The organism is Pseudomonas sp. B6(2017) (assembly GCF_002112765.1).
In the GTDB taxonomy this organism is placed as follows: Bacteria; Pseudomonadota; Gammaproteobacteria; order Pseudomonadales; family Pseudomonadaceae; genus Aquipseudomonas; species Aquipseudomonas piscis.
Map to the genome: position 1 here is coordinate 272790 of NZ_NEIQ01000010.1, position 26419 is coordinate 299208.

Below are 26419 nucleotides of genomic sequence, written 5' to 3' on the forward strand. Positions count from 1 at the left end.
TGATCATGAGTTCAGAAGCCCCTGCGCCGAAGACAATCCGATCTCGAGTACAGCTGCTGTCACACGGCGGCTACACATTCGTGACCGGGCTCCGTTGGCAGCCGCTAGATAGTGTCACCGGCTACATGAAGGAAGCCCGGCAATTCGGCAAGGAAAACCAGCTCGACATTGTCACCATTAGACGATCTACGCGGACTATCCAAGCGGGTTTCGTCTCCCGAAACGATGGTGTGACGAAAGGAATGTACTCGCTGGCCTCAACCTTGGCAGGCCAGTTGGGCGAGTCATGGGTAGCAGCCTGGCGTGTGTCAGATGAGGATGATCGCTTCGCTGTCGTCGCGGTGCATGACGGAGGCGTCATCCCGGGTTGCGACGTCATGGGTACTGAGGCGGAAGTTCGCAAGCGAGTCTCTCAGCAACGCAGTCGTGGCATTGAGTTCAAAGCCTGGTATCTGCCAACAGAGTTCGGCATGGGTGGTACTCCTCTAGACGTCGAGGAGTTACTACACCCCTCAAAGCTCAAGCGCGAGTATCGCCTCAGGCCACTGGTGTTCGGCCTCTCCAAAGCAGAGATAGTGCAACTGAGCATTATCGGCCTACTGATCGGCGGGGCCTTCATCGGCTGGTTGCAGTGGAATGCTCACAAGCAAAGGATCGCTCAAGAAGCACTGATCGAAGCAGAGAAGCGTCGTCTGGCAGATCTGGAGAAACTCCAAGCCGAAACTGGGACGCAACAGCCAGCTCAGGCCCTCGATCACCCTTGGGCAACACTGCCGTCCGTCACAACGTTCATCCAGGGTTGCAGCGAAGTGCTGTACCAACTGCCGTTGAACATCTCCGGCTGGTCCTTCGCTGATGCCCAGTGCGATGGGAATCAAGTCCTAGCATCTTACAAACGGACGGGTAACAGCACCGCTGCAGAACTCATCAATGCGAGCAAAGGATATTTCTCTGATCGCCCCGCGTTCTTTGATGAAGGTAACTCAGCCACCCTTCAGTTCAGCCTTTCACTGCCGGCTGCAGGCGATGAGCCTCTGATCGACGCCATAGACGCGCTTGCAGACCTCTCAACCTGGCTGCATCGCTTCTCACAAGAACCCAAGCTGAAAGAAGTGCCTGTCGTCGTGCCTCAACAACCGGCGCTTCCAGGGCAGCCTGCTCCCCCTCCTCCACCACCTCCGCAGTGGAAGCAATTTCAGCTTGATGTTGTGAGCGGCGTTCTTCCATACGACGCACTCGGAGATGCGCCCAGCCAGGGCCTTCGGCTGCGCGAAATCAAGACCGAATACAAAGCTGGCCACCTCATGTGGTCTGTCAAAGGAGATCTCTATGCGAAATGACTCATGGCTACTTGGCTTGCTTGCCCTGGCCAGCTCTTACGCGACCGCATCTCCACCCGATCTCTCTGGGATCAACGTGGGTGAACTCGGCAAGGTACAAAGCGAAACGATTCTGTACAGAGCCCAGGCCGAGCGTGCCAAAGCTGAAAGAGATATCGGCGCAGCTGTGACCGCCTCGTCTACTGCAGTAGGTGGACTTGAAGGGCTGACATCGCAGCCAACGCCAATACTTCGCGAGCCCGGCGAGCCAGCTCTACCAGTCGTTCGGACCATTTCCGGATCGTCCAAGAAGCTGCAGGCAACGTTGCTATTTGCTGGAGGCATTGAGCTCGATACTACGGCCGGCAGGGAGATTCCTGGTGGGTACCGGGTGGTCCAAGTCTCCCTGGATGGAGTAACCGTAGAGCGCAAAGGAAAGCGCTACCAGTTGGGCTTCTCAAACCAAGCTCCAACAGGTGTGTCCGCGGTCCCGACAGCACTACCTGGCCAGGCCATACCTCAGTGGGAGCAGCGTCCATGACGATCTTAGAAAGCCCACCACTGGCGAGTTCGATATCGACCTCCTCCGAGTTCTCTGGCCTTGTGCTAACCGCGCAGGGAGAACGCTTCGAGCTCAAACCCGACCATCGACAGATCTGCGCCCTGACCGAAGACGGCACACTGCATATTTCAGCGCAGCACCAGGCCGACCCGCATGTCATGGCCTTCATGGATAAGCTCGAGCATGAGCAGTTCGAGTACGTGATCAAGCCCTGCTCGATGACCGATATCAAGTCGATCTATCAAGCATCAAGCCAGACCATCGGTTCAGATCAAGTCGATACTGTCCGCCAAGCGCATGCACTAAGGATCTTGGCGGACGCACACAAGCGTGGAGCAAGCGACATCCACATCGTGGTCGGATATGAGATCACCAAGATCTTTTATCGTATCCACGGCTTGCTGTGGGAGGCAGCCCAGGAAAAAAGCGGCGTGGGGCTGGAGCTGTGTTCTGCGCTGTACAACAGCATGTGCGACGTCACCAAAGATCACTTTCAGCCGACCATCCCACAAGATGCTCGTGTTGCCCGCAGCTTTGTAGAAACCCTCGGTTTATTTGGTGCTCGCCTTTCGACCCGGCCGTTAGTCGATGGACCGCTGATGGTGATGCGTCTGCTCTACGACGATGAGTCGAAGGCATCGCTTGAGGATCTCGGTTTTCTTCCTGAACAGATTGCTCAATATGCACGCCTGCGCAGCCTCCCCTACGGCGTCAATCTGATCACCGGCCCTACCGGATCCGGTAAATCGAAGTCGCTGCAGATCAACCTGAATCTCCTCTCCGAAGAAACCGAGGGCACGCGCCACATCCTCACGATCGAAGATCCTCCCGAGTACCCACTCAAAGCCAACCAGTCCCCGCTGGGACCTAGTGAAAGCTGGCAAGCAGGGATCAAAAACTCGGTACGGCTTGATCCAGACGTGCTCATGTACGGTGAGATTCGTGATCTCGAGTCCGCACAAGCCGCTTACAGTGGCGGAATGACTGGCCACCTGGTCTGGAGCACGCTGCATACCAACAACGCCGTTGCGTCACTCCAGCGCCTTATCGACATGGGTGTACCAGATTACCTGGTGACCGATCCAGCGCTGACAACGGGGCTCATCAATCAGTCGCTTCTCCCTATGCTGTGCCAGTCCTGCTGCGTGCCCCTGCGAAATCATCTCGATAGCGTAAGCCAAGGCCTACTTGAACGACTGGAGCAACTCCAGATCATCGACCAGGTGAACCTGGTCGGCCCAGGGTGTCCTGATTGCAAAAATCTAGGGGTGGCAGGCCGCACCGTAGTGGCCGAGATCCTTATGACAGACCTGCTTTTCATGAAGATTTTCTCCGAGAAGGGAGCGAGTGCTGCTCGCCGGCACTGGGTCAAGGAGATGGGCGGCATCACCAAGATCGATCACGCCATTAGAAAGATCAAAGCCGGCACAGTGGATCCGCGACATGCTGAAACACTGATTGGCCCACTGGACTTTGACCGGCAGTTGGTGGAGCTCAGCCATGCTTGATCAACTTCAGGATCTAAGCGCTGGTCTCAAAGAGGCCACACGCGACTGGGTGGCCAGGTTCTACGCTGCCCAGTTTGGAAAAAAGGAGCGTATTCAGTTCTACGAGAGCCTGATGGGCGTACTCGAGGACGGTATTTCGATCGAGGTAGCACTTGAAACAGTGCAAAAGGCCTTCAGCAATGACGGTAAAGAACTGCATCCAGTTTCAATCGTTTGCTCCGAGATCGCGATGTCCGTTCGTGGAGGGAAGTCCCTGGCCCAATCCTGCCGGCGCCGACTGCCTTACGAGGAAGTCTCGCTCATTGAGACCGGTGAGGAGACCGGCAAGCTGGTTCAGGCATTCCGGGACTGTGTGCGGATCATCGAGATACGTCAGCGAATTGCCCGACTCATACAGTCGGTGGTTGCTATGCCTTCTTTGACCTGGAGTCTGATGTGGGCACTGCTTTACGTGATTGCACTATGGATGGTGCCGTCGATGACGAAACGCTCAGACCCAGATGCCTGGACCGGAGTACCAGCGCTTCTCTACCACCTTTCAAATCTGGTGAGCCATTACGGCTTCTTCATCCTGGGTTCGGTGGTGATCGTCATTCTCACCGCGACCCTGACACTGCCTGTCTTTTGCGGCCTTGCGCTTAAGCCAACCAGTCCTACTTGGAAGATTCAGTTGAGCAGGATCTTGCAGAAAGCGCGGCTGAAACTGGAGTCAGCACCGCCATGGAGCATCTACAAAGTCCTTCATGGGTCGATCTTTCTGATGAACATGTCAGTGATGCTGCGCAGCGGCATCAACCAGCTGGACGCTCTGACCATCCTCAAGCGGGGGGCTCCCCCATGGCTACGAGAGCGCTTAGACGCCATTCACTACGGTGTTCGCTCCGGCAAGAACTTCGGTCAAGCGCTGAAACTTGCTGGTCATAAATTTCCTGACGCTATGGCCATTCATTACCTGGAAGTGCTGGCCGTGCGCAAAGGCTTTGCCGAATCCATGGAGCATTTCGCATCCCGCTGGCTTGAGCAGACCCTTCGAAAGGTTGAGGCAACCTCCAAGTTCCTTATCGCATTTTCATCGGTGTGCATGGGCGTTTTGATGATCCTGGTCGTAGTCGGAATCTTCCAGATGGCCCGTGGCGTAATGGACTCAGCAAATTTCTAAGCAGTCAAAAAGGTAAATGACATGGCTATTCGTTCCCCGAAAAAACAAGGCGGTTTTCTTTCGATTGACGGCGTTTTCTGGCTCATGCTGATCGCCGTTGCACTCGGCTTCATTCTCGTAATCGCCTGGGCAATGCTCGGCAACTCAGACACAGCGATCGAGCAGAGCAACATCAGCACCATGGTCGCGAACACTAAAAAACTCAAAGGCTCAGCCGGCTACGGGACGTCCGGAGCCAATATGGTTCCATCCCTCATCAACCTCGAGGGCACCGGTACCATGGGCAAGAATGGCAATACCCTGGTCAACCAGTGGAACGGATCTGTGACCGTCGTGAGCAATGGCATGACCTTCACCATCACCGAATCCAACCTGCCGAAGAGCGCTTGCATCGTGCTTGCCACAAAGGTCGCAAAAGACCAGAAGACCACGACGGCAATCAACGGAGGCTCTGCCACTACCGGTGAGATCCTCGGGATGACAGCTTCAACGAGCTGCTCGAGCGACACCAATACCATTGCCTGGACCTTCTTCTAATCAAGGTGAAGGACCACCGTATGAGCACGATCTCTGAAGCCACCTTCGTCGACCTCTATCTCGGAGACGGCTTCGCTGACGTGAAGGGACTTCCTGACCACCCTCCTCGGGCACCTGCTCCAGGAGAGTGGCTAGAGGAGATCCAGGTGCTACGTGAACGCTGCCATAAACACTACACCGCAACCCAGGAACCAGAATTTTCGCTGATTCATGAGGGTGTTGTTTTCCGCGTTACCCAGCTATCGGACCTCAACAACAAGTCCCTCTTTGTGTTGAGTAAATCAGCCGTAAAAATTCTTCCACTGGATGATCTGGGGCTGTCCGATGAGCTCCACGACACGCTCCTAAGCCAAGCGCTTAGGGGGCTCATTTTCATCTGCGGAGAGATGGGATCGGGCAAGACCTCAAGTGCCGCTTCTCTGGTCAAAGCACGTCTCGAAAAATGGGGAGGTATGGCTCTCACGATCGAGGATCCTCCAGAGCCTCTGTTGCACGGCGTGCATGGAGAAGGCAGGTGTGTGCAGGTTCCGGTTTCGCGCCGCCAGGGTGGTTATGAGGAGGCACTCATCCGGGCTCTTCGCACCAGGGCCGAGATGATCCTTGTCGGTGAGGTTCGAGACACCCCTACAGCTGCACAGGTTGTGCAGGCATCGATCAACGGGCACTTCATCATCTGCACAGGGCATTCAGGCTCTGTGATTCAAGGGATAGAGCGTCTCGCCGTGCTGGCCCAACCAGTGCTGCCGAACGCACTCCAGATACTTGCTCAAGGGCTCATCGCCGTCATTCATCAAACGCTGCTGAAAGACGGCAGTGGATTCAAACGTCTCAAGCTGCAGTGTCTCTCCTTGGCCTCCAGCGAAAGTAACGGGATTAGAGAAAAGATCCGATCAGACAAGATGCAGATGCTCGAGCAAGACATAGCGAGCCAGGCTGCGAGGAGCCTCTGGAATGACCAGTAGTAAACGCAAACAAGCAGGGATGTTGACCATTGATGCAGTGATGGCGCTGGTGGTGCTAGCGCTGATGACGACACTTGCGACAGGTTTGATCATCAGGCAGCAGGATTCGCAAGATTATGAAATTGCTGCAAATAAGCAGAAGACCATCGCCGAAGCCCTCAGCAAATACGTCAAAGACAACTACAGCACCGTCCTGGCCAACGCGACGGCGACAGCTCCGGTGCAAATCACCGTCCCGATGCTCATCAATACAAAATACTTGCCTGCGGGGTTCACTGATTCGAATAGCTTCGGCCAGACCATTGTCGGGCTGGCTCGCAAGCCAAACCCCAACCAGCTGGAAGTCATCGCACTATCAATCGGTGGCCAGGCAATTCCAGAGCTCGGGATCCGGAGCATAGCTGAGCATCTGGGCGGCCCTGGCGGTTTTATCTCCTCGATCTCTCCGAATGTCATCCAAGGGGTTAGGGGTGGCTGGCAGCTCGCACTGAGCAACTACGCCATCAACCCTGGTCCAGGCCATACAGCCAGCGCGCTATTTTTAATGGACGGTGACCTGGCCAACGATTACTTGTACCGAAACGCAGTACCCAACCGGCCTGAGCTCAACAGGATGAATACCCACATCGACATGGGCGGCAACGACATCAACAACACGAGCACTCTCAATGCTACAACGGCCAACGTGTCCGGAGAAACCTACACAGGCGGTTGGTTCAGGACCCGCGGGGATACCGGCTGGTACAGCGAAAAATGGGGAGGTGGTATCTACCAATCTGACGCTGACTATGTGCGCATTTTCAACGACAAGGGACTCGCCACTGGAGGTGAAGTAGCCGCTGGCAAGGTCACCTCCTTGAGCACGATTACAGCGAGCGGCCGGCTCGCAACGAACGAATACCTGTCGATCGGGGGACTTGCTAATGAGGGTGATGCCTGCAGCGACAACAAGCTCATAGCTAAGAACTCAGCTGGCCTCACACTATCTTGCCAATCCGGTATATGGAAAGCAGGCAGCACACCGCCTATGTATAGATGCCCGTATGACGGTTCGATAGACTTCGGAGGAGGTGCTTGGAGCTCTATCGGGTGCGTGGGTCAGTATTCAAGCTATAGCTACTGCCTCAACATCGTTTACGACAGACCGCAAACCGTCCGTAACTGCGTACTGGTTCAATAACTGAGACCAAACCTTGCCACTCAGGGGTGCGGAAAAAGATTGGAGGGATTGGGTCATGGCGAATTGTACATAAGGGACCATGATAAAACGCAACGGCGGCTCAGTGCCCCCTGACGGGCTCCTGCAGCCGCTCACCTGCACATTCGATTGCGGTGACCTGACGAACGGTCACAAAAATGAATCCAAAAAGTATCGATTGAGACAAATTAGATCCACTACAATACTACTCCGTGAGCAATAGAAACCAAGGACGAGTGATGCTTAACCCTGCTAAGTATCTGATCAGAGTGGACGGTTGACCGCATGCTCGAATCGGTCGTTATAGACGCTGGTAACAATTCAACAGTGTTTTTCGCGGATTTTCACTCCGTTAGAAGACATTTTCGACTTTTTTGCCGTGTGCAAAACAGAAGACCACGCATCGGTATGCTGGAGGACGCATGCAAAGCCCGCTTGACCATCAGGAAGAAGTACTGATTAGAAAGAAAGGTGCGTTCTATGAAGTGCACTGGAACTATCAGAATGCGCCAGACGCACTTACTCTGCGTCTGCAATGTGAGCGGCTTGACGGCTTTATGGACGGTTTCATTGACGGGGCTTTGGCTGCTTTAGAAATCCCGACGCAAAGCATTCACCGATTTGGATGCGTTACCGGAACAGCCAAAAACCTTGAAGAGAGCATAGCGATTAAACTAGCAACCATCCTGTCAGATATGTTTCGTGTCTTGCTAAAAATCTGGTCCAAAAATCAATCCGCGGAAAAAAAATCGGGCACCTTCGCTGGAATCCGAAGCGCTCCCAAGGCACTCATCTTACCCAGCAATTCGGGACATAGAGCTACAGTCAATCACGGGTGAGCGATATCCAAGTCCGAACAGACGCTCACCAGTCGATCCTCCACTCCTCTCAGTAATACACCTATGGCATCTGATTATTGATCCGGAGCTCTGCAGCCAAGATTGCGCCCTCTGGTGCAACGTGATAGGTCTTCCGCGGCCCTTGACGCTCCTGCTACTTCGCCGGAGCCATCTATATCTAAAGCCTGCACTTTCGCTGAGATAGGGACACCGTCGGTTGGTCTGTCCCACTCGAAATTAAGAAAAATCCTATGCCCACGTTAATCATGAGCAATAAGAGTATCCATGCAGTGGGGTATGTCGTGCCCTCAATCTGAGCGAAGAAAAATTCACAAATCTGCTGGGTTTCAGTCTTCAAAAAACAATCAAGCCTGGGTCGAACACGCTTCTGGGATTGCTAACTAACTGAGGATCAAATTGTGTGGTTCTACTGGGCGGTTTTCACTGTGCTTCTGCTGGTCACCAGTCTGTCTGTACAGTACAAAAATGACTCAACAGCGCTTTCAGATCAGGCGGACTTGGACTCTTTGAGCCGGAATATGCTCGTTTATCGGTCCGCTGCAGCCGAGTATGCCAAAAATAACCCCGGATACTCCGGCGTCCCTCAAGATGGGGTGCTGAACCTGCCATCATGGTTTGTGAAGCTTTCAGGTGTCAGTGCCTATCTGGCCATGGGCCAGAGTTACACGTTCATTGCAGTTTCTGCACCAGTTGGGCTTCCTGCAGCACTTTTTGAACGCACCCAGTCGACAGCCGTAGGGGTGAACCGTGCCGGCCTCCTGATTTCACCATCGTCCGGACAAACCTCGATTACCATTCCCTCAGCAGTTCCCGAGGGAGCAGTAGTGGCGGTCAATTGACTACAATCGTGTGAAACAGGTGGCCCCTGGCTTGCATATGCGTAAGTCCGACAACATAATGACATCAATGTTGGTTTAACCCCGCTGGCTACTGACGGTCATCAGTAGCGCCCAGGTGTTGCGGCTCGCTTCAACACCAAACCTAAGCACGTTTAGCTCCGGGAAGGACGTGTGGATCCTGTAACTCTCCCTGTGTCTCCCTGCTCTCCTAGTCGCGCAGCCGTCTAACTCGTGATCGAGTTCACAGGCACATAGAGTTTGAAAGGGTTCGGTGCATATCTAATCGAAGGGCCACTTTGGTAAAGTGGCCCATCCTTTTTTCCCCTATTTGGGTAGCCTCATTGCCTTGCTTCAGGGTGATGAGGCTACCCAATTGGGTGTAGTTCTTCACTGCCGGTGGCCCGCCGGCGAAAAGCTGGGCTCCTTTTGTGCGCGGATGCGTGCCCCACGTTTGCTGGCCAAAGCCACGAAAATGGTCAGGTGGAGAGAATCGAGGCGATCAATGCCCAGGGATCGACGATTCCAACACAGGTGGCTCCTTCAACCTTTTTTCTAGACACGGCTGGACCTGCCTCCAACGGCGGCTCCAGCCGGCCTTCCCCTTCTCCCCATCAGCCCTCCATATCTCCCCGCGCTTGACACAACCTGCTCCCACTCCGATTATTAGGCCGTGATCTGCTGACGTCGTCAGCAACATGCCCAAAGGTCGTTCAGCTTCTGGTAGTACGATCAATCGACCGCAGTCGATAGAAGCCCCTTCCGCAAATCCTGCAGGGAACCACGTCCCTGCCGGGCGTAGTGTTTCTCTGCCTTTTCTTACAGCCCATTCAAAACACACCCAGCGGGGAATTCACTTCCCATCAGGGTCAGTGTTTCTCCGCATTTCAACCGCAGGAGAAGCACTATGAATGATATGCCTTCACCGTCGTCTTACTTCCGTATTGGCTATGCGCTCGGCACTCTCACCAGAGTGTTCCTTAGTGCGCTGAAACGTCCCTCACAAACTGAAGTTGTCCACTCCATACCCACAGCTACCGTCGTGGCAGCTGCAGTTGATACTCGCAATGACTGGGAGGAGCTCAGTCGTGTGCCTACGCTCGCTCGCCGCGGCGTGGACCTAAATCAGTGGTTTGATAGCAATACCAAGCCTGCTGCTCCGGCGAAACGTCGTCCACGTAAACCGGCGAATCCTAAAAAGCCGCTCCTTGGCTCCCTGGATGAACTCATAGCCCCAGTAGCACCGCTGTAAATCCACTCCCCCTCATGCCAGGCACCTCACCTGGCAGGGTGAAGGCCTGGCGATCTAAGGAAAGCTATGGTCAACAAAAAAAGAGCTGTGATTGCAGATGACCTTCGCAAGATCGGCACCACCTCCGTCGCCGCTGGCATCGTAGGTGTCTTCCTCAGTGATCATCGCCTGCTAACGGCTTTCGCGCTTGTTGTAGGTGTTGTAATCTGGATCACAGGCATTTGCCTCACTCCGGAGGACTGACATGAGCCAGACAACTTTTGGCCTCATCATGTTGACTGGCCTGCTGCTTGTTTGCGTAAGCATGGCTGTGTGGGCCGACTGGCCGAACGTAAAACGTAAGTGCCAAAAATTACTTCGTGCCCATTAATTCTCAGACCAAGCCCTCCCCCCGGAGGGCTTTTTCTTTCTGGGGGCTTGACAAGCGAATAGTCCGTTTCCATTCTTGTAGGCGTGTGCTGCTGACGTCGTCAGTAACCCAAGCCCGAGCAGTCATGATCTGAAAGACTGCCCACTTTCACAGGTGTTGATTAACCCAAGATCGCCAAGCTTCCGGAAGCGCGATCAATCAGTCAGCAATGATTGATGGAAGCAGCCAAACTAAGCTACATCAGCAAACCCATCATCCCGAGCTTTAACCCTCGCGGGGAATACTTTCCCCCATGGGCGAAGTGTTTCTCCGCTTTCAACCGAAATTGGAGATTCACCATGAGCAATGACACTAAATACTTTGACCTGCACACCACAGGCATCGGCTACCTGAACCGTATCCGCGAAGTAACGCCACGCAAAGGCAACCCCTTCATCGCTACAACCATCGCCGCTCTTCATGGAGCCAGCGATGCTGTCGAGTATTCTTACATCGACTGCAATGTCGTTGGTACCGAAGCAACCAAACTCGTCCGCCGCTGCATAGAAGCGGTCGAGGCTGGTAAGAAAGTCCTTGTGTCTTTCCGCATCGGTGATATCTGGGCAGACTCGTTCACTTACGATAAAGGTGAAAAAAAGGGTCAGTCTGGTGCAAGCCTCAAAGGCCGGTTGCTCTTTTTGGGTTGGATCAAAGTCGACGGTGAAACCGTTTACGAAGCCAAACCCAAAGACGATAGTGAAACCGTCCACGAAGCCGAACCTAAAGACGCTGCTGATTCCGATGTCTCTGGAGATGCTCAACAAAACGCCGCATAACTTTCGGCAACTTCAAATCAAGGCGCCGCCTCAGGCGCCTTTGTTCTTACAAAAGGAATTGTCCATGAACACAATGCTCAAGTTAAACCTCATCGCATTCGCCGCCAGCGTAGTTCTCGGAGACCTGGTGCTGATGAGCTTCTCCATGATTGGCCTTGCAGGTCATTACTTTCACAATAAAAACGAGGCACAAGAGCATTCGTTTATCGCCTAACTCCTCGCTTCTATTTTCCATCATCGAAGCATTCTTTCTTAACCAAGTAATAACCCATGCATATCGAAGAGAACGAGGTAGATGGCTTTGAGCTGTCTTACAGCGTGCAAGTTGACACCCAACTGCTTGAGCTTTTAGTGGACGAACTTGAATCGGGCGACTGCTATTGGCAGCTCACCAATGCTTGCGGACAAGTTCTGCAACGCTCCAACCGTTACGAGGACCTGGCTCTCTGCTTGCGCGATGGTCTGAACTATGTGCTTCCAACGCGGTAGGACAACCTCGGTACCTCCCAAGGTCGGTTATACGCTGGCCGCTTAACTTATCAATACCCTCTACGGGCTCATCGCCCGTCGGGCTGGTGACCCTCTTTCTCAGGAGAATCACCATGCCTCAAGCCACTCAGATCTTCGCCGGTCAAGTTTTCGTCACTAACCCATTTGTCTCGAGTTCCTTCCTGCGTCTCGACATCCTCGAGCAGCGATTTGCCGAGCAGATTGAGGAATTTCAAGAAGAGGCAATGCATGCTTGTGGCCTGTACTTCGAAATATACGAGGCTCACCTGCTCAACTCATTGTATAAGCAAGTGGCGTCCTATCAGTTCCCTCATGACGAGTTGTTCAAGCGAGTAGCTGCACAGCAAGGTATCAAGCTGGACAACCAGCACCACCTCCTTGCAAAAAAGGCCGCTCTTGCCTTGATGGGCAATATTTACGAAGGCATGCCGTTCTGACGCTAACGCTCACTGTTCCAACATCAGCTCTTAGGTGTAATTCTCAAGAGCTAGCTCACATTCACTGCATCACCCGACGGGATCATCAACCTTCGGGCTGGTGACCTTCTTTCTCAGGAGAATCACCATGCATCAAAACACTCAGGCTTTTACTCTTGCGCTGAATGCCCGTACCGATTACGAAAAAGCTGTCATTGTCGGATCCGAAGAGGATCTCCGGCAAGCGCTGATTGATGCGGAAGCCCTAGACCATAGCTCGTGCCGGATCGGCAGTCACCTGCCCCCCGTTTTACTAACGTCGGTGCCTGACCTCAAGAACGCTTGGGTACTAGGCTGGGAGTCTGCCACTTATGGCGCAGAAATAGCTCGCTGCTCTCTTTGCGCAAATTCCCTTGGCGATCCTTGCCCCATCCATGACTGATCCTCTGCATCACCGCGTCACCTGGCACGACGATCTCGTCGCGCCACCCATTCCGGATTGGTTCGCTGTCGTCGACAGCGCCTCCAAAGGAGCCAGGGTTTAAGGCTCCGGCGCACTGCGTTAACCCAAACCAAAGATCGCATAGCACTCGGTAGCGCGATCGCATCTGCCAGTTGGTCGATGGAGTGTTTCAACTTTACCTACCTGCGAGGATCTCATCCTCGCGGACGAGGCCTCGCTCCATGGAGACCTCGCATGTCACCTTCCTCTGCATCACAAGTCGCCTATCACACCTACCCTGTATTACTGGACAACGCCGCTTGGATGCGTGCGGTTTACCTAAAAAACCCATTACGGGTTGCTGAAATGAGCCAGCGCCTAGCAAGCGTTGTTCAAGCTGCGTGGCAAGAGCTAAAGCTGCACCAGCACACCTCTCCGATCTCATTCGGGGTTTATGTAAAACGGAGTTCTGGACGCACACGCGACTGGATCCCGCTTTCGCTGCAAGTCAACTTCCCAGCAGGGGAGTCGCCATACATCTCAATCGAGCTCCAGCAAGTCTGAACCAACAGCTTGACTTTCACTTCACACCACCCAGAGGGGCCGCCCTCTGGGCGACTCCTCCCTTAGAGGACGTCTCATGACCCACTCCCGATCAAACCCCTTCTTCCGTGGTTACCAAAACTTCCTCCTTACCCGTGAACTGATGATCACCCCTGACGTAGCTGGCGAGGTCTATGAGCCTTGTTATCGATCACTCATCAGCCATCAGGAATCGCTCCAAGACTGGCAACTTATCGGTAAAGAGTGCGTGTACAACGATACTCATGCTGCTGCCATTAACGGCCCGTCCTCACCCGAAACCGAAGCCCTGACGAACCAGGGCTTTATCCATACCGTGGTTTACTCATTGCACGGAGAAAACAATGGCACCTCACAGCAGATCTGTGATTTGGGATCTGCTGAAGTTGCACAGGTACTGATCAACCAGTTGTCCTTCGAAACCGGCTTTTACAGTCGCGTTTTCGAGGTTACATCTGCCCATTTGCCTGATGAGGACTGGGACGAACTTCAACACCTGGTAGAACACGCAGATACGACTCAACTCATGTTCGAGTGCTTTGCCCTTCCAGATAGCGATGCTGTTGGCTTCAAACTAATCGGCACTCCCTGGACGGACAAACACCTGAATGCAATTGAGGGTTTCGGTCTTTCAACACTGCAGGCCCAACAGGCAGAAGAAGGTTTTCCCGAGGAGTTCATTCGTGTACTCACTTTGGCAGGGCAAGCTGATGTTCGAGTCCTGATCATCGACCCCAACGGCTGCCGATTAGAAGGATTGCCGGTCTTCTAGGTTCTTTTCTCAAACCACCCTCGCGGGAGCACCCGCAGGTGCTCCTCTGGCATTTCGGGGAGCCCCTATGATCACTATCAAAGGCCAACTGGCCATTCGTACTGTCTCCGGCCGGCTTGGCCTCTTCAACGTTGGGCGTCTTGCTACGTCAATCGGTGAGTTCACCATCAAGGATGCCCTGCTTGATCAATACCAGGAGGGTAAGTACCAGGGCGATTTTGCTATCAAGCAGATCCGCCCTTCGTACTACTCACATGGTGGACGGCTGGTCGTGGAGATCAGGGCCGAACTCGAAGGGATGACCCTCGATGACGTAACGACACTCAGCGAAGAAGATGAGGAGCAACTGTCGACGAACGTTCCCGATCCGTTGGAGGAGGAAACGGCGACACCCCTTGCGTCCCCACCGGTTTCTGAGCCCGCGACTCAAAAAACGTCCAACAGCGCTCTCGCGTCGGATGAACCATTCGGAATGGAGCCCAAAACTCCAGCGGCAACAATCGATACAGCAGCCGATGCGGAGTTGTTCGGCACTGTTTGGCCTCTGACAGAAACAGTGAAGCTCGACACCACTGTCGACCGAAAGCGTCTACGAGCCCAATGCTCCCGGATGGAACAGCTCGGTTACTCCATGGATTTCAAAACCCAAACCTGGAACAGGAAAGCAGCATGAATCCAATCTTCAACCACCCCGAGTTCAGTGGTCTCCTTTTGACCATTACCTGTGCTCTTCGAGAGGTCGAGATCGACGATATTGCTGATCTCTTCAAAGCTTCATTGCTTGACCGCTCGTTGGTCGAACCAGCCATTGAAGCAGTTCGCCAGCGTGTACACAGATCTTCTCCTGAGAGGGCTGTGAGGCAGGAATACCAAGACTCAGTTTTTGCTCAAGAAACAACACTTCGGCTACTGCAGCGGCTCGATCGCAGCATCCAGCTCAACCGAATCTGCCTTTAATCGCTGTTCAACCACACCCTGAGGGGCCACCTCAGGGGGCTCCTCATTTCAACCAGGAGCAACCCAATGAATCCACTGTTCAGCAATCTGAGCGAACAAGCCCTTTCAAATGTTGAAGAAGAGTTGTCCAACAACGACTCGGCAACAAACGAGGAATTGGTCGACTTTTTCATCGAAGAACTCGGCTTGTCCTTAGAACAGGCCGAAGCTGCTGTAGAGCTGCGTAGCCAATACCTGATTCAGATTTTTCATCAGGGTCAAGGACCGCTTCGACAGACAACTGCAACCGCGTTCGACCCAAGCACCGGAACATTCCGGTAAACCTCTACCACCACTCACCCCAGGGGGCGTTCACGCCCCTTGGGAGTGCGCCTCCTCTCTGGAGGCAAACATGCGTTCCACTCCGCTGTATCAGATTGAGGAATGCCCTGACCTGTATGTCGATGCTTGCGTCTGCGATGAGCAGCGCAATCTAGTCTTCATGTCGGCCTGGGGCCGCGACACCGCACTGCAGGAGTTCCTGGCCAGGCTCACGCTCGGACGGGATGAAAATGGTCTCGACCAGTTTCACATCCTCATGGACGGTCGAAGCATTCCCGTATTTCCCAACCAGGACATGCTTGAAAAGCGCACAACGCGGCAGTTCCGCGGGACCTTATTCGGCAGCATGTTGCACCTCTGGCTTTTCGATCGACGCGCCTCGGCGCCCGACCAGGCCAATCACTTTGCCTTTGCGCTCCTGGAGCGTGACCAGGATCCCCTGATTCGGCTGTGGCCGCTGGTCATGGAGACATGCCCGCTTCCCCTACTCCCACACTGGCGTGAGCCGGTGATGGACGTCCTCACCCAGCAGCAGATGCTGACGGCTCTACCTGGCTCGATCGGCAACGTCAGCGCCTGGCGGCTTGCTCTCCAGCTCGACGTCCTCGGGCCGCAACTTGGCGACCTCATTCGCCAAGGTCACTTAACAACCGAAGCTCAGGCGCAGGCCTGAGCTCTCTCACTCAAGGAACCATCATGGCCCTAATGTTTCCCCGCCTTGCACGAAACTTTGCTCGCAATGGCTACTATCCAACCGACGAAGTCACCCTCGAGCGCTCTCTGCAGGCGCTCGTTCAAACTCAATCCGGAAAAATGAGGATCTTCGACCCCTGTGGCGGTGAAGGTGTTGCGCTGGCTGAAGCAGCTCATCTGCTCGGTCGCGACCAGGTCCACGCATTCGCCGTCGAATACGATGCCGAGCGCGCAGACCATGCTCGGGGCCTTCTCGATCTAGTGCTGCACAGCGATCTCTTCGACACCCTGATCAGCCGGCAGTCGTTCGGCTTGCTCTGGCTCAACCCACCCTACGGCGACCTGGTCGCGGATCACTCCGGTGCCTCGCAGTACCAGGGCAGCGGCCGGCGGCGTCTGGAAAAAGCGTTCTACCAGCGCTGCCTTCCCCTCCTGCAGTACGGTGGGGTGATGGTGTTGATCGTTCCGCACTATGTGCTTGACGACGAACTATCAGGATGGCTCAGCAACCACTTTGCCAGCCTGCGCGTTTACAGCGCTGCGGACCCCACATTCAAGCAGGTAGTGATCTTCGGCATCCGAGTGCGCCGGCAGGACCTGGCCAGAACTCACGTTAACCAGGTGAAGTCTCAACTGCAGGCAATTGGCGCAGGTCAGGAACAGGCGGAACTAATACCGGCCTCATGGCCATGGGAACCGTACCTGATCCCATCAGCTACAAACGAGCTGGAACACTTCTACCGTGTCACCTTGGAGCCTACGCAGTTCGCATCCGAGATACAGCGACTACGAGGCCTTTGGCCTGATTTCAACCTGCACTTCGGGCAAATCGGCCTACAACTCAGGCCGCCAGTCCGTGAACTCTCGCGCTGGCACCTGGCACTAGCCCTAGCGGCCGGCGCAATCTCAGGCGTTGTACGCTCGAAGTCTGGGCGTACCTTGGTCGTGAAGGGTGACACCTACAAGGACAAGGTGCGCAAGACCGAATTCACCGAGGATGAGAAAGGCAACGTCACAGAGGTCAGGATCCTCACCGATCGATTTATCCCAATCATCCGAGCGTGGGACATGACGCCTTCGTCAGTGAATCTTGGCCGAGTGCTGACCATCAGCTCTTCGGCAGGGACCAATGACGAAGCATCTGTGCCTGAGGAACGAGCAGCAGGACCGCTCTTCAATCCGGGCAGGATCGTAATGACCTCCACTCTCAGCCACCTGGTTGAAACTAAACACCTCGATCCTACCCAATTCCTCAGGCGTCATCTGTCCGGCGACTGGGGGGAACAATGCGATGAGGACCGGGCTTCGAACAAGAACGCGCTGATACACGGTGACAGGCTGTTCTCCAGCTATGACATCGATGCCGGCGGTGAAACCAAGCTCTGGATCATCACCGAAGCGGATCGCAGTTACACAACTTTGCTGCTCCCCAGCGATTACTAAACCCCGTCCATAACTCCCAAACCAACCCGTAGGGTATGCCAATACCCGTAGGGGTCGTCCATGCCCTGCTTTCCACCTGCAGGAGATGCACATGAACGCTTTAACTCAGCCACTGGCTACTTCCCCCCTGAACATCAACCTCACCGATTTCATCGATGAATTTGGTGATGAACTCCTTGAGTCGTTGAACCGCTCCAACCCTCCTGTTTACACCGGGATTGCTCACGAACTGCGCCAGGCAGTAATGGACAACCTCAAGCGCAAGCCGTTTGCGGCCCAGGCTGATGTCGTCCAAGCCATTGCAGCACTACTACTCGATCGCAATGAGCAGGCCGCGATCATCAACGCCGAGATGGGTACCGGGAAAACGATGATGGCCATCGCTGTTGCTGCCGTTATGCACTCAGCAGGCTATCGTCGAACTCTCGTCATTTCCCCACCTCACCTGGTCTACAAATGGCGCCGTGAGATCCTAGAGACCATCCCAGATGCCCGTGTGTGGGTATTGAATGGCCCCGATACGCTGATCAAGCTGCTCAAGCTGCGTGATCAGTTGGGGCAAACCTATGACGGTCGCCAGGAGTTCTTCATCCTCGGTCGCGTGCGGATGCGCATGGGGTTTCACTGGCGGCTCGCCTGCTATAAAAGGCGCGCTGCCGGCGGACAGCGACTCGCTGCTTGCCCAGATTGCGTCCAGGTCCTCGAGGACCTGGAGGGCAACCTGGTTACCGTGGACGAGTTCGAACGTGGTGATCGCCGCCGCAACTGCAACGCCTGCAATGCGGCTCTCTGGACACTCATGCGCCCGGGTAAAGCAAATGGCGGCGACCGGCGCTCAACGATTTTGAAATCGATGTGCCGTATACCCACGATCGGCCCAGTCCGGGCAGAGCGCCTACTCAACGACTTTGGCGAAGACTTTCTGGCCTCGATGCTGGTGGACAACGTTTCCGAGTTCATCAACCTAATGGACACCAAGGGCAACTTCATCTTCAACGATCGCCAGGCCAAGCGCATGGAGCGAGCGATGGCCAACATCGAATTCGGATTCGGCGAAGGCGGCTATCAACCAACAGAGTTCATCAAGCGCTACCTACCAGATGGGTTCTTCGACCTACTGGTTGTCGATGAGGGGCATGAGTACAAGAACAGCGGTTCGGCCCAGGGCCAAGCTATGGGTGTTCTCGCGGCAAAAGCACGCAAAACCGTGCTGTTGACCGGGACGCTCATGGGCGGCTACGCCGACGACCTGTTCTACCTTCTGTTCCGTATTCTGACCCGCCGAATGATCGAGGACGGCTATCGGCCTAACGCCCGTGGCAGTATGGCGCCCGCGGCTATGGCGTTCATGCGCGATCATGGGGTCCTGAAAGACATCTATACCGAGCGCGACGGAGATTCGCACAAGACAGCCAAAGGCAAGAAGCTCTCAGTTCGAACAGTGAAAGCCCCGGGCTTCGGCCCGAAAGGCATCCACCGCTTCGTACTGCCCTTCACCGTGTTCCTCAAGCTGAAAGACATCGGCGGGAACATCCTACCTACCTACAACGAAGACTTTATCGACGTACCAATGGCACCTGGTCAGGCATCCGCCTACCAGAGCCTGGCCTCCAAGCTGACAGCGGAGCTTAGACAAGCCCTTGCACGGCGAGACACCACCCTTCTGGGCGTTGTCCCCAATGTGCTGCTGGCCTGGCCAGACTGCTGCTTCCGATCGGAGATGGTCAAGCACCCACGCACTCGCGATACCCTGGCCTTCGTGCCGGCGATTTTCAACGACGAGCAGCTGATGCCCAAGGAGCAGGCTTTGTTAAGCCTTTGCATCGAGGAAAAAGCGAAAGGCCGCAAGGTCCTCGCCTACACCGTATACAGCGGGACACGCGACACAACGTCCAGGCTGAAGAAGGTCCTCGAGCAGGTCGGTCTCAAGGTGGCGGTACTGCGGGCCAGCGTTGACACCTCTCGCCGTGAAGACTGGATCCTCGATCAGGTCGACCATGGCATCGATGTGCTGATCACCAACCCGGAGCTGGTCAAGACAGGGCTGGACCTGCTTGACTTTCCAACCATCGTGTTTCTGCAGACGGGGTACAACGTTTACACCCTGCAGCAAGCAGCACGAAGGTCCTGGCGTATCGGGCAGAAACATCCAGTGCGCGTAATTTTTTTGGGCTATGCCGGCAGCTCGCAGATTACCTGCCTGCGACTTATGGCCAAGAAGATCGCAGTAGCTCAAAGCACGTCAGGGGATGTGCCGGAATCAGGATTGGACTCTTTAAATCAAGATGGAGACTCGGTTGAAATGGCTCTAGCCAGACAACTCATTGCTGCATAATACAAGCCACTTTCGGGTGGCTTTTTAACAAGCGACAAACCACTTAAAAATCGTCATTTCGACTTTATGTTAAACCTATCAATCAGACTTTTCTCATGCTACCAAAAAATTATAAAGCTAAAGACCTAACACTAAAACCCCGCAAAAACCCAGCTCAAATCAAATTAAATCTTATTACCAGGTACCAGCACCAAAAGATTACAGAGAAACAAAACCCTAGCCAAAAAATCAATCTAATCATATCTTATCACAAACTCTAAATAAGTTTTAATATAGATTCATTGTTTACCCAATGGCTATTTAACACCCAAACCCCAAAATCATCTTTACTACTAGTAAAGCTAAGAGAAGTACAACTTGGTAATGCCCTAAGGCGGGTAACTAGCTCGATGACTCCTCTCTTCTTTGCCAAATCGACAGCAGAGGACATTGAGATTTTCACAGTACTGACAGTCTTACTCGAAAACATAATTTCACCTCAGGATGCTTGGCTCATAGAAACCATGAGCAGCCTCAAAAGCCTTCCCCTGATCAGCAACACTTCATTGATTGGATAATCGACGCTCATCTGTTTGGGCTACAGACAACATACGATGCTTCTCGGGAAAAATAATAAGACGACTGGCTTCAAGAGGAAGGCAGGCCGCAAGCTAAAATTAACCTACGGCCCTAGAGGCTTACAAGCGATTCAGAGAGTTTCCAACCAGAGGAATACGCTTCCCAGTCTCCAGTATCTCTACGGCATCGAGTTGCTCTTCAATTTGTAGAAAACGCATAGCAACCATCGAGGACATTTTTTCAGAAACCTCATCAATATAACGATTCAAGAGCACTTGCCGTTTTATCTGCAGAGCCTTGTACATCTTGATTATCTTAGAGGCATCCTCATTGGTGACCACTCCGGAGCCATAGGCTCGCCCATACTCAAACAACAACTGGAACGTCTCTCTATTTAAACCATCCATTTCATTGCGATAGAGGGCATAGATTGGCCAGAAGGTTTCGGCCTGCTGACTATCGAGTTCCATGTTGGCTCCCACCACACGTTTGCGGTTGTAATTAATAGTCTCGATCTGGTTGTTGATTTTCTCCTTGTGATCGCTCATTACCTGTTCCACTGAGGGCAGTGGTTCCTCGGCCTGAGCGGCAAAAGCGCAGCCAACAGCCAGTAACGCGACACAAATTAGATGCTTAGGCATCAGTTGACTCCTTTTGCATTGACTAAAAAACACAGCGCAATCACTGCAGGCTTTCCCTGAGCGAAATCTTCGGCGCCCATTGCAGCCACTGTTCGTCGACCGCATCGAACAGGGCGAAGGTCTGCCCCGGCTTGGCCGCTTCGCCCATTTGCCCGTTGTCTGGCGTGGCGAACGCAATACCGCCGGCGACCATGGCTTCCAGGGACTCGGTGCGTACCGAAACGCCCTTGAACAAACCGGCCTCGATACCGACGCCGCTGGCATTCCAGAAGCGGCTACCGGTACGCACCAGCGGCATGTAGCGCGGCTCGATGAGAATACTGATCAGCACCCGGTCCGCCTGCTGGCCCAGGTTCAGGTCGATGACCTTGCCCACCGGCATCTTGCGATAGGTCACCGGGCTGCCGAGCTTGATCGAGCCCTTGTCCGGAGCGCTCAGGGTCAGCCGCAGGCCGTTGCCGCTCCCGAGCAGGTTCGGCGCCTCGGTCAGGGTCTGGAAGCGCATCTGGCGCTCGCCCGGGCGACTGCTGGCCAGGGCCTCGATGTAGGGTCCGCTGACCAGGGTGCCGAGGTTTTCCGTACGCAGCAGGCCAAGCGCCGGGCGCACCACCCAGAAGCGCGTACCGCTGCGGGCGAACTGCTCGCCGTTGGCCCCCAGGCGTGCCTTGAGCAGCACACCGGACAGGTCGGCCTGCAAGTCGATGCCCTCGACCTTGCCGATCACCAGCCCCTTGAAACGAATCGGCGTCCCTTCGCGCAGGCCCTCGGCGTCTTCGACGCTCAGCTGGATCTCCACGCCCCGGGCCATGGCCGCCTCTTCGCTGTCATAGAGAGCGAAGCGGCGATCCTTGCCCGAGGACGACGCCTTGGGGTCCAGGGTGTCAAAGGAGATACCGCCATTGATCAAGGTCTGCAGCGACTCGCTCTTGACCTTGAGCCCGGTGAAGTCACCGCTCAGGGTCACGCCACTGGCGTTCCAGAAACGCGTCGAACTGTTCACCAGGCGCGCATACTCGGGCTCGACATGCACGCCGATCAGCACCTGGCGGTTGTCCGCCGACAGTTGGTAGCTCTGCACGCTACCGACGCGGATCTGCCGGTAGAGCACCGGTGCGCCGACCTCCACCGAACCTCGGCGGTCGCTGGTCAGCACCAGGTGCATGCCCGGCACATTCAGATCCATCGGCGGCGCCTTGGCCCGTGCGCTGAACTCGCGCCGGGGCGCCCCGCTCTTGGCGAAGCGCACGGCGATGTAGTTGCCCTTGACCAGGGCATCCAGGCCGGTGATCCCGGCCAGGGAGATACTCGGCTTCACGGTCCAGAACTCGGTACCTTCCAGTAGCAGGGCCTCGACTCGTGGGTCCATCGCCAGCTCGGCGGTGGCGCCACTGAAGTCCTGGTTCATGTCGACGGTTTTGACCAGACCGACCTGCACTCCGTTGTATATCACCGGCGTCTGCCCGGGCTGAATGTCGCTCAGGTCCTTCATCTTCAGCTTCACCCGCAAGCCGACCTGAGCCGCGTCGTAGTCCTCGTACAGGCGGAACGGCTTGGTCGGGTCGGTGGGCGGGCTGTCGCTATAGTTATCTGGAGTGGCGAAAGCAATACCGCCAGCGGCCAGGGTCAGCAACGACTCGCTGCGCACCTTGAAGCCAGACAGACCGCCGGAGATCGAGATGCCGCTAGCGTTCCAAAAACGCGTTTTCTTGCGCACCAGGTCGGCATAGGCCGGCTCGATGTGCACCTTGATCTCGATGGTGCGCTGGTCCTCGCCGAGCTGGAAGCTTTTCACCTGGCCCACCAGGATCTGCTTGTAGAACACCGGGCTGCCCTGCTCCAGGGAACCCAGGCGGTCGGCCTTGAGGGTGATGTGCAGGCCTGGCACCTTCTCGGACATCGATGGAGGCTCCGTCAGGGCGGTATACGCCCTCACCCCTTGGTCACCCTTGTCGCCCTTGGCCGGATCCACCGCGATGTAGACCCCCGAGACCAGGGTCTCCAGGCCAGTCACCCCGGCCAGGGAGACCCGCGGCTTGACCAGCCAGAAACGCGTGTCGTGGTTCAGGTAATCCCGGGACTCCTTGGTCAGCTCGATGGAAGCAATCACCCCCTTGATGTCCTCGCTGACATTCAGGTCGACCACCTTGCCGACCGAGATGCCCTTGTACAGCACTTCGGTCTTCTTGGCCTGGATACCGTCGCCGCTCTCGAAGCGCACCTGGATGATCGGGCCAGCCTCGTCGTAGGCGCGCCAGGCCAACCAGGCACCGATCACCAGGGCCAGCAATGGCAGGATCCAGATCGCCGACCAGTTACTGGTCTGGCGTTTTTTCGGGGCAGGCAAGTCACTCATTTTCATTATCCAAGTTAGTGTTGTCCCAGATCAGCCGAGGATCGAAAGTCACAGCGGCCAGCATGGTCAGCACCACCACGCTGGCGAAGGCGGCGGCGCCGAGGTTGGCCTCGATGCGCGCCAGGTTGCCGAAGTTCACCAACGCCACCAGGATGGCGATGACGAAGATGTCGAGCATCGACCAGCGCCCCACCCATTCGATGAAGCGGTACATGATGATCCGCTGGCGGGCGGACATCGGTTGGTGGCGCTGCACCGAATAAAGCAGCAGCGCGATGCCCACCAGCTTGAAGGTCGGCACCACGATGCTGGCCACGAACACCACCAGGGCGATGGGGATCATCCCCAGCTGCAGCAGGCTGATCACCCCGCTCATGATGGTGGCCGGCGCGCCCTTGCCGAAAATGCTGACGGTCATGATCGGCAGCAGGTTGGCGGGGATGTACAAAATCATCGCCGTGATCAGTAAGGCCCAAGTGCGCCTGATACTGTTCGGACGGCGCGCATGTAATACCGCACTGCATCGGCTGCAGCGCGGTGATTGCTCCTGGCTGGCCGGGTTGAGTTGATGACATTCACCGCAGACCCAAATACCTGCATCAATTGCCCGCATCGTTACCTTCCTCAAGTGACGCTCGCTGAATTTACCTCGGCAGCATCAACCTCTTATTCAGAGCCGGTCCTGGCGTTGCGCCAGTTGCTGGTCCTGATTGTCCTTCCAGCCACCACCCAGGGAGCGGAACAGGTCTACCAGGGCGATCTGCCGTTGAGTGCTGACTTCGATGAACGCCGTCTCGTTGGCGAAGTTGTTGCGCTGGGCGTCCAGGTAACGCAGATGGCTATCGATACCGCCTTCATAACGGGCCTTGGCCAGCTTCAGCGATTCGTTGCTGGTGTTGGCCAGGGCCCGGCGTGCCTGCTCCTCGCGGCGCAGGGTATCGGTGGCCGCCAGGGTTCTGCTCGCTCGCCGAACCACACCCTGCCAATGCCCCTGCCGTTCTTACTGCACGAAAATTGCCCATGACTCACCTAAGGCTTGATTGAAAACGGCCGGAATGGTACTTTTCAATCCACTTTGAGTCAACATTGATTCATATGATCAAAATAAGATCCACCCTTCATCCTTCCGGAAACCAATCGGCCCTATGCAAGCATCTGGAAAGTTCACTCAAGAAAGGGCAACTCCCCTGTCCCCACAGGAGGAGCGCCTGTTACGCCTGCTAACCACCGCGATAGTTCATCACCCAAGAGCTTCCATGTTCGAACTGGCACAGGTAGTTGGGGTGAGCAGAGCCACTCTGCATCGCTTCTGTGGCACTAGGGACAACCTTCTGAAAAAACTAGAAAGCCGTGCTAAGGAGGTACTTACGAAGATCATCGACAATGCTCGTTTGCAGCAAGATGAATTTCTCTCTGCCCTTGAGCGCTTAATCAACGAGCACCTGGCACACCGCGAACTGCTAGCATTTTTAGTAGTTCAATATCGGCCCGATTTCCTCGATGAAAGCCCTAACGCCGCGCCTTGGTATTCCTACTTGTATGCTTTGGATACTTTCTTTCTCCGTGGCCAGCAGCAAGGCGTACTACGTATTGATATCACCGCGTCGATTCTTACCGAAATGTTCATCAGTCTGGTGTATGGCATGGTCGATGCTGAGCAACGTGGTCGCGCAGCCAGCGCTAACACCGCCCATATCCTGCCGCAGATGTTCCTTTACGGCGCAGGCTCTCATATTCGGATGGAAACCTAGACTAGGCTCCCTCAGGCCCTATTAAATGCCTAATACCAACCTCAACAATCTGGCGGCCCTTCCCTTGGAGGCATTGGTCGCTTGCCATGAATGCGATCTTTTGATGCGCCGTGAGCAGCTGGAAGCCGGCGAAAAAAGCTGCTGCCCGCGTTGCGGCTTTGAACTGGCCGTGCATCACCACCAATGGCAACGCCGCCGCTTCGCATTGGTGCTAACTGCCTTGCTGCTCTACATCCCGGCCAATTTCTTGCCGATCATGCACCTCACCCTGCTCGGCCAAACCCGCAGCGAAACAGTCTGGAGTGGTGTGCTCGGGCTGTTCGACAGCGGCATGCAGGGAGTGGCCGTGGTGGTGCTGCTCAGCAGCATGGCAATTCCGCTGCTCAAGCTCCTGTGCCAGTTGCTGGTATTGCTGAGCGTGAGGTTCAAGGTGGCGCGCCGCGCCGGCATGCTGCTCTACCGCAGTTATCACCATCTGCGCGAATGGGGCATGCTCGAGGTCTATCTGTTCGGAATCCTGGTGTCCATCGTCAAGCTGATCGACATCGCCGAGCTGAACCTGGGCGTCGGCTTGGCCTGCTTCGTCGCTCTGCTGCTGACCCAGATTTGGCTGGAAATAAGTATGCCAGCGCACCAAGTTTGGGAAGCACTGTCAGATGAGTAGTCTCATCCCTCAGTTTTTCTATTAGGTTTGCAATGAGCTATTTGAAACTCAGGCGGAGCATTTCAATTTTATAAAGACTCTCCGCAATGTTTCGATCATTGCCTAGAATTTTTATTGCTTGCTTCGCCGCTAAAAATTTTAACTCTGTAATAATAAGTTTTTCTACTGAAAGGCGAACACATTGACTTGCGTGTGCTATTTGATCGAGGGAAAGATAAAATGAAAGTGCTTATGGCATTACGGATATGCGGCTATATTTTTGGCCTCAGCCTATTCCTTACTGGCTGCCAGGAGGAGAAGCGATCGGAAGAGGCACCGCGCCCCGTTCGAGTAGTCATCGCAGAGCCTGCTGTTATTGGCGAAGAAGTTGCGCAAACAGGGGAGATTCGCGCGCACATCGAGACCGATCTCGCTTTTCGTATCCCGGGTCGCATTGCGACTCGTAGCGTAGATGTAGGAGCCAATGTTGCCAAGGGCCAAGTTCTAGCAGTCCTCGATCCAAACGATGTGCAGAATGAGGTACGGGTGGCCGAGGCCGAAGTGCGCAGCGCGGAAGCGGCAGAAGAATTTGCCCGCTCGGGGCTTGATCGCCAGCGCATGCTC

30 protein-coding genes and 1 pseudogene are annotated in these 26419 nt (G+C 55.1%); 27 read left to right on the forward strand and 4 right to left on the reverse strand.

What is annotated here, in order from left to right; translation table 11 throughout:
- Positions 1 to 5 precede the first annotated feature (5 nt).
- The 24 genes from pilO2 (at position 6) to CAG11_RS19200 (ending at position 19849) form a co-directional block, all read left to right on the forward strand.
- Positions 6 to 1340, forward strand: coding sequence for a type 4b pilus protein PilO2 (gene pilO2, locus CAG11_RS19100; RefSeq protein ID WP_085597435.1), 1335 nt, complete (start codon positions 6 to 8; stop codon positions 1338 to 1340).
- Complete coding sequence (gene pilP, locus CAG11_RS34540; protein ID WP_158091431.1) at positions 1330 to 1860, forward strand: type IV pilus biogenesis protein PilP; 531 nt, start codon at positions 1330 to 1332, stop codon at positions 1858 to 1860. The genes pilO2 and pilP overlap by 11 nt, the downstream gene beginning before the upstream one ends.
- Entirely contained in the window at positions 1857 to 3389 is a 1533-nt protein-coding gene (locus CAG11_RS19110; protein ID WP_085597437.1) for a GspE/PulE family protein, read from the forward strand. The genes pilP and CAG11_RS19110 overlap by 4 nt, the downstream gene beginning before the upstream one ends.
- Positions 3382 to 4548 (forward strand): type II secretion system F family protein, encoded by a 1167-nt coding sequence (locus CAG11_RS19115; protein ID WP_085597438.1) that lies wholly within the window; start codon positions 3382 to 3384, stop codon positions 4546 to 4548. Before CAG11_RS19110 ends, CAG11_RS19115 begins: the two co-directional genes overlap by 8 nt.
- Positions 4549 to 4569: 21 nt before the next feature.
- On the forward strand, positions 4570 to 5085 hold the full coding sequence (locus CAG11_RS19120; RefSeq protein WP_085597439.1) for a type 4 pilus major pilin: 516 nt from the start codon (positions 4570 to 4572) through the stop codon (positions 5083 to 5085).
- A gap of 20 nt (positions 5086 to 5105) precedes the next feature.
- Positions 5106 to 6047, forward strand: coding sequence for an ATPase, T2SS/T4P/T4SS family (locus tag CAG11_RS19125; RefSeq protein WP_085597440.1), 942 nt, complete (start codon positions 5106 to 5108; stop codon positions 6045 to 6047).
- Positions 6037 to 7227 carry a shufflon system plasmid conjugative transfer pilus tip adhesin PilV gene (gene pilV / locus CAG11_RS19130; RefSeq protein WP_256578628.1) on the forward strand — a complete coding sequence of 397 codons (1191 nt, stop codon included), beginning with the start codon at positions 6037 to 6039 and terminating at the stop codon, positions 7225 to 7227. The genes CAG11_RS19125 and pilV overlap by 11 nt, the downstream gene beginning before the upstream one ends.
- A gap of 440 nt (positions 7228 to 7667) precedes the next feature.
- Entirely contained in the window at positions 7668 to 8084 is a 417-nt protein-coding gene (locus CAG11_RS19135; protein WP_085597441.1) for a hypothetical protein, read from the forward strand.
- A 419-nt stretch (positions 8085 to 8503) separates the two neighbouring features.
- Entirely contained in the window at positions 8504 to 8944 is a 441-nt protein-coding gene (gene pilM, locus CAG11_RS19140) for a type IV pilus biogenesis protein PilM (protein WP_085597442.1), read from the forward strand.
- 904 nt (positions 8945 to 9848) lie between these two features.
- Entirely contained in the window at positions 9849 to 10193 is a 345-nt protein-coding gene (locus CAG11_RS33815) for a hypothetical protein (RefSeq protein ID WP_177409144.1), read from the forward strand.
- Between the two features lie 66 nt (positions 10194 to 10259).
- Entirely contained in the window at positions 10260 to 10436 is a 177-nt protein-coding gene (locus tag CAG11_RS33820) for a hypothetical protein (protein WP_177409145.1), read from the forward strand.
- Between the two features lie 465 nt (positions 10437 to 10901).
- Positions 10902 to 11378 (forward strand): STY4534 family ICE replication protein, encoded by a 477-nt coding sequence (locus CAG11_RS19150; RefSeq protein WP_085597443.1) that lies wholly within the window; start codon positions 10902 to 10904, stop codon positions 11376 to 11378.
- A gap of 64 nt (positions 11379 to 11442) precedes the next feature.
- Positions 11443 to 11592, forward strand: coding sequence for a hypothetical protein (locus tag CAG11_RS33635; protein ID WP_158091432.1), 150 nt, complete (start codon positions 11443 to 11445; stop codon positions 11590 to 11592).
- Between the two features lie 56 nt (positions 11593 to 11648).
- Positions 11649 to 11867 carry a hypothetical protein gene (locus CAG11_RS19155; RefSeq protein ID WP_085597444.1) on the forward strand — a complete coding sequence of 73 codons (219 nt, stop codon included), beginning with the start codon at positions 11649 to 11651 and terminating at the stop codon, positions 11865 to 11867.
- A gap of 113 nt (positions 11868 to 11980) precedes the next feature.
- Positions 11981 to 12325: a hypothetical protein gene (locus tag CAG11_RS19160; RefSeq protein ID WP_085597445.1), complete on the forward strand. Its 345-nt coding sequence runs from the start codon at positions 11981 to 11983 to the stop codon at positions 12323 to 12325.
- A 127-nt stretch (positions 12326 to 12452) separates the two neighbouring features.
- Positions 12453 to 12746 (forward strand): hypothetical protein, encoded by a 294-nt coding sequence (locus CAG11_RS33255; RefSeq protein WP_143494638.1) that lies wholly within the window; start codon positions 12453 to 12455, stop codon positions 12744 to 12746.
- A gap of 255 nt (positions 12747 to 13001) precedes the next feature.
- Positions 13002 to 13310 (forward strand): hypothetical protein, encoded by a 309-nt coding sequence (locus CAG11_RS19165; protein ID WP_085597446.1) that lies wholly within the window; start codon positions 13002 to 13004, stop codon positions 13308 to 13310.
- A 76-nt stretch (positions 13311 to 13386) separates the two neighbouring features.
- The gene (locus CAG11_RS19170; RefSeq protein WP_085597447.1) at positions 13387 to 14100 is read left to right on the forward strand and encodes a hypothetical protein; all 714 of its coding nucleotides are present in this window, start codon (positions 13387 to 13389) and stop codon (positions 14098 to 14100) included.
- A 67-nt stretch (positions 14101 to 14167) separates the two neighbouring features.
- Positions 14168 to 14773: a DUF3275 family protein gene (locus CAG11_RS19175; protein WP_085597448.1), complete on the forward strand. Its 606-nt coding sequence runs from the start codon at positions 14168 to 14170 to the stop codon at positions 14771 to 14773.
- Entirely contained in the window at positions 14770 to 15057 is a 288-nt protein-coding gene (locus CAG11_RS19180; RefSeq protein WP_085597449.1) for a hypothetical protein, read from the forward strand. Before CAG11_RS19175 ends, CAG11_RS19180 begins: the two co-directional genes overlap by 4 nt.
- A 66-nt stretch (positions 15058 to 15123) precedes the next feature.
- Entirely contained in the window at positions 15124 to 15378 is a 255-nt protein-coding gene (locus CAG11_RS19185; RefSeq protein WP_085597450.1) for a hypothetical protein, read from the forward strand.
- A 70-nt stretch (positions 15379 to 15448) separates the two neighbouring features.
- Positions 15449 to 16051, forward strand: coding sequence for a hypothetical protein (locus CAG11_RS19190; protein ID WP_085597451.1), 603 nt, complete (start codon positions 15449 to 15451; stop codon positions 16049 to 16051).
- 23 nt (positions 16052 to 16074) lie between these two features.
- A complete protein-coding gene (locus CAG11_RS19195; protein WP_085597452.1) occupies positions 16075 to 17514 on the forward strand; it encodes a DUF6094 domain-containing protein in 1440 nt (479 codons plus the stop codon).
- Between the two features lie 91 nt (positions 17515 to 17605).
- Complete coding sequence (locus tag CAG11_RS19200; protein ID WP_085597453.1) at positions 17606 to 19849, forward strand: SNF2-related protein; 2244 nt, start codon at positions 17606 to 17608, stop codon at positions 19847 to 19849.
- Positions 19850 to 20526: 677 nt separating this feature from the next.
- Here the strand turns inward: CAG11_RS19200 and CAG11_RS19205 are convergent.
- The 4 genes and pseudogenes from CAG11_RS19205 to CAG11_RS19220 all read right to left on the reverse strand — a co-directional run.
- A complete protein-coding gene (locus CAG11_RS19205; RefSeq protein WP_085597454.1) occupies positions 20527 to 21048 on the reverse strand; it encodes a transcriptional regulator in 522 nt (173 codons plus the stop codon).
- A gap of 40 nt (positions 21049 to 21088) precedes the next feature.
- Complete coding sequence (locus CAG11_RS19210; protein ID WP_085597455.1) at positions 21089 to 23401, reverse strand: PqiB family protein; 2313 nt, start codon at positions 23399 to 23401, stop codon at positions 21089 to 21091.
- Positions 23394 to 24014, reverse strand: a complete 621-nt coding sequence (locus tag CAG11_RS19215) for a paraquat-inducible protein A (protein ID WP_085597456.1) — start codon at positions 24012 to 24014, stop codon at positions 23394 to 23396. Before CAG11_RS19215 ends, CAG11_RS19210 begins: the two co-directional genes overlap by 8 nt.
- A gap of 57 nt (positions 24015 to 24071) precedes the next feature.
- Positions 24072 to 24395 (reverse strand): annotated as a pseudogene (locus CAG11_RS19220) (TolC family protein); the annotation flags it as partial.
- Positions 24396 to 24546: 151 nt separating this feature from the next.
- On the opposite strand from CAG11_RS19220, the gene CAG11_RS19225 reads away from it, so the two are divergent.
- From CAG11_RS19225 to CAG11_RS19235, 3 genes are all read left to right on the forward strand, one after another.
- Positions 24547 to 25152 carry a TetR/AcrR family transcriptional regulator gene (locus tag CAG11_RS19225; RefSeq protein WP_085597457.1) on the forward strand — a complete coding sequence of 202 codons (606 nt, stop codon included), beginning with the start codon at positions 24547 to 24549 and terminating at the stop codon, positions 25150 to 25152.
- Between the two features lie 25 nt (positions 25153 to 25177).
- Positions 25178 to 25816, forward strand: coding sequence for a paraquat-inducible protein A (locus CAG11_RS19230; RefSeq protein WP_085597458.1), 639 nt, complete (start codon positions 25178 to 25180; stop codon positions 25814 to 25816).
- A gap of 219 nt (positions 25817 to 26035) precedes the next feature.
- The coding region (locus CAG11_RS19235) for a biotin/lipoyl-binding protein (RefSeq protein ID WP_143494640.1) at positions 26036 to 26419 on the forward strand (384 nt) is incomplete at its 3' end.